4 protein-coding genes and 1 pseudogene are annotated in these 8,072 nt (G+C 48.5%); 2 read left to right on the top strand and 3 right to left on the bottom strand.

Translation table 11 applies throughout. The annotated features are described in order from the left end of the window. Positions 1–80 precede the first annotated feature (80 nt). A pseudogene (locus QUB56_RS37330) lies at positions 81–265 on the top strand (cysteine peptidase family C39 domain-containing protein); the annotation flags it as partial. Positions 266–391: 126 nt separating this feature from the next. Then, positions 392–559, top strand: coding sequence for a hypothetical protein (locus QUB56_RS19000; RefSeq protein ID WP_332957248.1), 168 nt, complete (start codon positions 392–394; stop codon positions 557–559). 384 nt (positions 560–943) lie between these two features. On the opposite strand, the gene QUB56_RS18995 is transcribed toward QUB56_RS19000, so the two are convergent. The 3 genes from QUB56_RS18995 to QUB56_RS18985 form a co-directional block, all read right to left on the bottom strand. Beyond that, positions 944–1,741: a DUF5829 family protein gene (locus tag QUB56_RS18995; protein ID WP_332957247.1), complete on the bottom strand. Its 798-nt coding sequence runs from the start codon at positions 1,739–1,741 to the stop codon at positions 944–946. A 607-nt stretch (positions 1,742–2,348) separates the two neighbouring features. Further along, a complete protein-coding gene (locus tag QUB56_RS18990) occupies positions 2,349–6,245 on the bottom strand; it encodes a PatA/PatG family cyanobactin maturation protease (protein ID WP_332957245.1) in 3,897 nt (1,298 codons plus the stop codon). A gap of 354 nt (positions 6,246–6,599) precedes the next feature. Next, on the bottom strand, positions 6,600–7,592 hold the full coding sequence (locus QUB56_RS18985) for a LynF/TruF/PatF family peptide O-prenyltransferase (protein ID WP_332957243.1): 993 nt from the start codon (positions 7,590–7,592) through the stop codon (positions 6,600–6,602). Between the last annotated feature and the right edge of the window lie 480 nt (positions 7,593–8,072).

Below are 8,072 nucleotides of genomic sequence, written 5' to 3'. Positions count from 1 at the left end.
TCGGTGAGGCGTAATGTTCATTAGGCTCTACTCATTATTCATTTTGCCAAATGTTCAAGAACATTCCTGTTATCCGAGAAATGCCTTTCTTCGGACAAGTAAGCAGGTTGATGAAATATCAGGTTTCCAGCAGAGCGAAGAAGATTGCGGCGCCGCTTGTCTGGCTTCCATCGCCAAATTTAACGGACAGAATTTTACAATAAGCCGCTTGCAAGAATTGGTCGGTACGGGCCTGCAAGGGACGACTTTACTGGGCTTGAAACAAGTCCGCAATATTCCGGAGATGGTACAGCACTACCCGAAGTATTTGTCAGTAGTTAAACGAGGCTCTAGAAATTAAATAATATTTCTAGTTTCCCTTCACTTTTATTAACTTAAACGGAGTCAAATCATGAAAGAAACAAAGGACGATTCACTGTTTGCTGAACTCACCCCTGAAGAATCAGCTAGCGTCAACGGCGGTCACTATTACTATCGAAACTGTTACCGTCCGACGCGTCACGTCGTGTACCGCCGGAATTGCGACGGCTCCTTCAGAAAAGTGATCCGCTACTGGTAAGGTTTAGTGCTGTCAATTGGGCTCGATATATTAATGTGATATCAATTCCGGTAACACCGTTCGGGATGGGGAGTGGTCCGTGGGGGGTCGTCAGTGGGGGAATGTGGAATTATTGACCTAGACTCGATCGTGCCCGTGCAACCGGAAACGATATGAATTAATAAAGCACCCATAAGTTTATGGGTGCTTATTTATATCCATTGTGTAAGTCCTACAGCATAAATTTCAGAACTTTATGGGTCGTCTGAAATGGTTCTGACTTAGGCTTTTAAAATTTAAAAATTACTTTCAGCTTCAGAGATTTTTTGGAGTTTTTAGTCTACCAAAATAATATGCTGAAATGTAATTAACCTCGCTCGAAACTAATCTACAAACCGAGATCAGTTATCCAAACTGCCAAATTGCCAACTCTCCACCCACATTTAACTGTGCATTATCACCGAAAGTGAACTTTCTTTCCTGATGAGCTTGAGCCTTCATGGTGCAAACAACCTTGCGAATTCGATAACTGGGAGCAACTTTCTGAGATACTTGTAAAGTAAAACCATCATAACGATAGGTAGTAATATCTCCTACGCCAGATGACTCATAGCCAAAGACTCGAAGTAGTAATGCTAGTTCCTCGTGTTCGGCTAAAGTCAATTCCAGATGAACTTCTGAAATGTCGTCAAATAAAGAAGTTTCGGAAGTAGCAAGGTTTTTGAGATAAGCAGCACGGTCAAAGCAACCAGCACTGGTAAGCGTGATGTTTTTATAGTCTAAATAATCCTGATGAAATTCCATCAACCACGGACTGAAGGCTTCTCTCTCTGATTTGAGCGCCAAATAATGAAACCAGGGCACTTTTCCATCTTCGGTTTGACGAACTTGCAAACTAGAAAACGTTTCGTGGGCTACTACGGATTTTAGCTTTTCTTCTACAATATCAATCTGTCCTGCTTGTTTACTATTGAAACCTATACCCGAAAAACCTTCCCTCAACCCTTCCGCACCCCCTGGAGGAAAAAGCTCAATATAGCTATGTTTTCCCCTGAGATAAGTTCCCGCCCAACTCTCTGTATCAGTTTCTACGGTATCTCTGGATATTGTGCAGAATTCTTGGCTAATGAACTCTGATTTGGCTATTGACTCTAGGGTTTCTGTGTCGAGAGTAACATATAAATGGTTAAATTCTATTCCCATGTTTTTACTTCTTGAGCCTTAGTAATACAAATTGTGGAACAGACAAGATGCCTGTTCATAAAAACTCTTTAACTTAAGTCGCGCCAAGGTATTATAGCAATCCTAAATGATTATACTCGTTACCAGGAAGAGCCTGGTAACGCAGATCCGGAGGAAGAGCCTCCATAGTCTGGGCAGAGGCAGAGCCTCGCTTACATCGGTTCCCAGGCAGAGCCTGGAAGTTAAACGGGGTTTCGAGCAACAGAATCAGTTCCGATCGATTGACCATAATATCCCGGCCGGGCGGGTTTTTGAGATTGGAGATTGTTGGCAGATATTGTTAGTGAACCCGCCCCTACCTGAGGTCGGGTAATCCACCGGACATGATATTACAGCATATTCTATGTAAAGGTAGATCGCGAGAAACCGGGTTTCGAGCAACAGAATTAGTTTAGAGGCGAGAACTGTAAAGAAACCCGGTTTCTGGGGTGTACTTCATAAACCTAGAATAGGCTGTATATCGTTTCCGGTTGCACGGGCACGATCGAGTCTAGGTCAATAATTCCACATTCCCCGAATCCCGACTCCCTATGTTACCGGCATCGATCTGAGTCCGTCACCGGTGCGTTCAACTCTGATCTTTACTAGGGAGTGACCAGCTTCTCACTTCACCCAAAGTCACCGGCATCAGGAGCACCACATCCAGGGTAAAGCGGAAAACTTTGCGCCCCCGACGATTATTGTCTGGGTCGTAGAACTCAAGCTTGACATCCCAACAGTCACTGTTGATGCGACAGAACGGGCTTTTTTCGACGTTAATGGTGTCGAGTTGCCGACCTTCCGCGATCGCCCGAGCAAAGGTCACAGCGGCTTGGAAGATGTTGGTGGCGGCGAAGTTGAGGGCCCGATCGCGCGAGGTCTGCCCCACATTGCGAAGATCGTTGTAGACTCGGTTGAGGAAGGCTATCAGAGCCTGTCGCACGAGGGGTGCTTGGGCTTCGTCCACCCGACGAGAGATTGCCGCCATCGCCGAGTTCACCAGGGTATTGACTTTCCAGCCGTACATTCCCCGCGGGTAAGGTACCGTCACTACAGGCACAACCTCACCGGAGGAGAGTTCCACCGTGCGGTTGGTGCGTCGGGCGGGTATGCTGACCCTCTCCACAAAATCATCGCTGGCTTCTGGCTCGAGTTGCCCCGCCAACATCAGCACAAACATCTCGTAGACTTCGCCGTCGGTTGACTCTAGGACATATATCGTGTCTCCATCGAGGCTCAAGGTCCAGATCAGGGAACGGCTTTCATCTGGATTGCGATCGAGGTGCTCCACCATCTGACGAGGATCGTAGGGGTCTGCTGGCACCGTGATGCCGTTTACTTCGGCGGGAGCCATCTGTTGTTGGAAAGAGTCGCGGCGGGTTTCATCTCCAAAGTCGTAGCCGATCGTCCCTAGGGCGTAAACGTTGCCAGAGTAGGCGGTGCTGGCTTCCACAGTGCCTGTGTCTGCGGGAGTCGCGGCGGCGGTGACGGGTTCCTCGGCAGGAGTGGCGGGCAAGACAGCAGGCATCGCTGCACTCGCAACAACCTCTTGGGTACTGGGGGGGGCATGACTGGCGACGGGGGCGGCATAGCCTGCCCGTTCGGTGCGGATCACTTTGTCGCCCGCGAAGGAAATGGTGAGGGAGGGTTGCCCAAACAGCACTCTCATTGCGCCCGGGATATTGACAAAGCCGCGCAGACAGCGTTCTGGTTTTTCTGGGTCGCAGGGAATCGCGGTATTGAGCAGTGCTATTCGGACGGCTTCGGCATCGACGGGTTTGCCTTCTTGCAGTTGCAGACTCATCAGCAGCGCAGAAATACCCGTCATCACTGGGGCTGCCATGCTGCTTCCTGTCATCCGCACGGGCTTTTCGGTGCAGGGTTGCGCCCCTAGAATATCTTCACCCGGAGCGAGGATACCTTGTTCTGTGTTGTTGCCGCCCCAGTTGCTAAAGTGAGCTGGTGTACCATCGACTTTTGCGGCTCCCACTGCCAAAATCCCTGGCACTACGGCAGGGAGACACCAGGATTTGTTTGAATTGTTCCCTACAGGCGCGACGATCAAGATATTGTTGTCTTGACATTTCTTAATCGCTTGGAGAAGAATCTCTTCCCCTTCACTGGTTTGGGTGGGGCGACAAAAAGCGCAGTGGATAATATTTGCACCCAATTCTAAGGCTAAATCAAAAGCGCGGGCGAGGTTAAGAGCAGACAGCACATCGTTATAGTTACCTATTTCATCGTCGGACTTACCTTGTGCTAGGGCATCGTGGGGCATATTGATTACCCGGCATTTGGGAGCCACGCCGAAAACAGGGCTGTGCTCTTGACCGACGATTGTACTGGTGGCGTGGCAAGCATGGTCGTTGATTTCAACCCGCGTCCGGATGTCTTCTGGTAAGGCAGCGTCGATCGCGGCTTGTTTCTCTTTACCCTTGAGCCCCTTATCCCTGATTGCTTGAAAGCTGGCATAATGTTCTGGGCCGATCGGATCTGCTGGTTCGTGCCAGTAGGGAAAAACCTTGGAGACTTGAGCTCCGGCAAAACAGGATAATGTGTAATCTGGGTCGCCGTCTAAAATTACGATCGTGATGCGGGGGTCGCCGAGGGTTTGGTTGTGGAGTTCAGCTAGTCCGGGGATGCGATCGTCGAGGTCGTGGGGGTGGAGTGCGATCGATAGTTTGGTTGCAGAACTCTCAACTTCACTCGCCCAAATTCCCGCCGACTCGCTTTCACCCTCAGCAACACTGGATGAATCTGGAGTCTGGGAGAGCAGATCTGAAGGAGCCAACTCAACAGCCTTAGCCCCCGTGTCCTCCACTTGCGCTGAGGTATTTTCAGGACTTTCCCACACCTGAGCCGGCGGAATTTTTGCCACTAGCCCAACTGACTGTAGCTGACTTGCCAATACTTCTGTCTCAGTAGACTCAGATTCAGCCTCAACTCCACCAAATTCAATCTCACTAGCTGAGACCATAGCCTCAGTCAACCCTTCCGCGTCATCAACCTCAATCGACTCCAACCCACTTGCTTCGACATTGCGGTTGGGCAATGACCCGATCATAAATTCTCCGACAGCCGACTCTTCCACATAGTCTAGACCCGTCGCCCGACCAAAAGCATCGCTATCTCCACCCCCCCACGCGCAGGGAGCCAGACCCATATTGGTTGCCACCAAGTAAAAGTTTTGCTGTAGCACCCCAACGTGCTTAAGCACCAAGGCATAACCGAAAGAGCGGTAGCGACGAAAGAGCCGACCAAATCGCGCTGTAATTACCAGAAGGACTTGTGGTGAGTCCAAACCGTCTGGGAGGTTGTTCACAAAGTTGTTATAGCCTGACAGAGCAAAGATATTGCCTTCTGCCCCCATAATCTGCTCGAGTTGATGGTTCAATGGGTCGTAGTGATACAGCCCTGTGTCCAACCCTTCACATCGTCGCACCACCGGATAAATCTCTAGCTCATACATCGATCCACCGTTAGGGTACGACCGACGGCTCAACTCGCCATAGTCAATATCTGCTTTAAAATCTAGTTTTTCTCGCCAATTCTTACCTAACAACTCTTCTATGCCCATTAATTCCTTAACACGGGCTGTGCGATACAGTAGTTCGCTTAGTTGCTCGATCGAGATCGGATGGTTATCGTCAAATTGTCGAACCGATTTTCGTGCTTCGATCGCTTGTGTCAGCGTGGCATCGTTATACATCAATGCTCCCAGGTTCGGATGCGGCAGTGGCACAATCCTGTCGCTCATGGGCGGCTTCACCACTGGGAAATCCGACCACTGCTCAATGTCATTGTCTATGCCTGGGTAGTCGTGGCGACCGTTGCGGCTGCGGCTGTGGAACAGCAGGTTATGAAAGTCCCAAAGCTGGAGCGAGGGGGGTTCAGGGTCAGCCGTCAGAAACCCCGCGGCCCACAGCAAATTGAGGAACTGATAGGCGGTTTCTGGTCCGAGGTAGGGCGGTGGCGTCAGTGTTGCTAAGGTTTGGGGCTGGGCGAGTTGAGCCAGCAGCGCACTTGCTCGCCAGTCTAGAAGCTTGACCCGAAACTTGGAGAGGGGGGACTCCAGCACCATTGTGCCTTCGTAGGGATGTTGGTAGGCGAAGCGGGAGAGGCCCAGACGGGTTTGTGTCCAGTAGGGTTCGGTCAGATTCAATTCGGCAGATTCCACCATCGGAACCGCCACTGCCAGCGGCAACACGGCGTAACTCAACCAACCCCGCTCATCGAATTGTTGTAGCGTCAGTGCAAACTGTTCCCCGGCTGCCCGACCATCAACTTCGGCTAACCCTTGCACGAGAGATGCGGTGGTGGCGTTGCCTTCCTTGAGACGATCGAGAGCAATACCGATTCCGGGCGTTGTGGCAAGGGTTAGCAAAGCGGTCGGATCGGATTCTGCCGAGTGCAGGGTGTAGTAGTCTTCGGCGCTTTTGACTTGGACAAAAGGGTTGAGGGAAACAGCGAAAGGGTGATTGCTCATGGCGATGGACAATTACAAAACACAATTAGGTGGGTTAGTCGATGACAGCAGAGTGTTTGCTACAGATGATTGACGGGGAGACTAGGGGAGAGGGTGACGGGGAGATTGATATGTATAGCCTTTCTCAGTAACATGAGGTGATCTCGCGGGCATAGGGCATAGGGCATAGGGCATAGGGCATAGGCCTCCGTGGGCATCAGTTGCGAGCGGTGTGTACCTCATTTTATTGAGAGCCGCTATAGCGTTCTTTTTGCGACTTCATATTACTGTTTGATTCTGACAAAATCACAACCCTGAAATCGATCGGTTATTCTAAGTTTTCGAGCTCGTCGCCCGAGTTATTTTCAAGAAAAATCAAAAAACCGGATGCGGTTGACATTCGTCACGTTTATTGTAGTAAAAACAAAAGTTTTCTAATCGACTGTTCTCTAACTCTTGCTCTGTAACAGCCACAGCAGCAAGTGTGATACAACTTTGACTTTGACAAAAATTATAGACTCTATCACCTAAGCTATTAAATATAAAATATTTTGGTATGTCTTTGACGTTTTGGAAGTAACACCATAAGACTGGCGTTGCATAAGCTTTAGAGAAGCTTGCCATGAGGAAATATGCTCCCCTAAAAATGTAATTCACTTTCTGTGAACAATATTTTTGCATATAGGATGTGAGATACTTTCCTCTGTTTCCTATTGCTCCAGGTTGTGCTGGAGCAATAGGACATAGCTCCACATGACTGCGACCATCAAAGAAAAGTTCAAAACCGATGACCATCGTATCTCTAATCAAAACCTGTGTTAATTCATCTGAGTAGTGACCACCATCGAGAGCGATCGCTGTCCTTGCTAATTCTTCAGGATCTTCCTTTTCGTCGAGATGGATGTACAGCATAACACTGGAATCTTCCAGCTTTGAACCCAAGTGAATGCCAATAGTGTTATTCATAATTTTGCGGGAGCTAATATGTGCGGCTGCAAACTGCTCAAACGGTTCACGATGAATACGTACACCCAACCGATTCTCGATTTTATCCAAGAACTTAAACGCATGGGTTAACGATTGTGGCCAAGTCTTTCCAAAATCATTACAAACCTCAAAACGCCCTGCTAGCAGTCTGCTCCCTTCGACTTTACAAGAGGATTCAATACCACAAGAACCTTCTATCTCCAGAATTGTTTCTTCAAAAAGACGGAGAGGGAACATTGGTTCAACATCAAAAACCTCTTGATGAGTTCGGACAAACTGAAGACGGCGGTCTTTGAGATGATTATTTTGAAGTATAGAAGTTAGGGACATCATCTTATACCAATTTTTGATTTTTGATTTGGGATTTTGGATTAAAACCAATAGGCTATTCCAGACTTTTGAATCAAGACTTCCTATGCCAATTTGGTATTAGTAAGGTACATCGCACCACTATCATTTTTGTTGCCAATCTCAATAGAGTGCCTAACTCTAACGAAAAGTACGAATTGCCTTTTTACCAAAAAATATTTATTGCAAGTTAATCGCCACTGGAATTAACCTGATGGCGATTAACTTCCGATTTTTCACACTGCTAGACGCCGAAGCCTTGTAGCGGTAGTCTCTTGAGAGGTGTAAGATGAAGACGAGGTTGATGAAGGTAGTGTACAAAACTCAGGATCAAGTAAAGTTTTGAACGCAACTCGACATCTTTAACCTCGTCAACAACACACAGCCTAGGAAATCACTACGATAGCAACTCGAGGTTAACTGTCGTGCCACTAAAGCGAGCTAGGCTATATATCCTTATTCGTCGAAGGAGGACAGGCAACCAGTCTAAGATGCTTCCGCACCATCGTAGGC

It is taken from the genome of Microcoleus sp. AR_TQ3_B6 (assembly GCF_036702785.1).
Lineage (GTDB): Bacteria > Cyanobacteriota > Cyanobacteriia > Cyanobacteriales > Microcoleaceae > Microcoleus.
The sequence above is the reverse complement of the archived record's forward strand: the minus strand, read 5'-3'. Positions and strand labels throughout refer to the sequence as shown.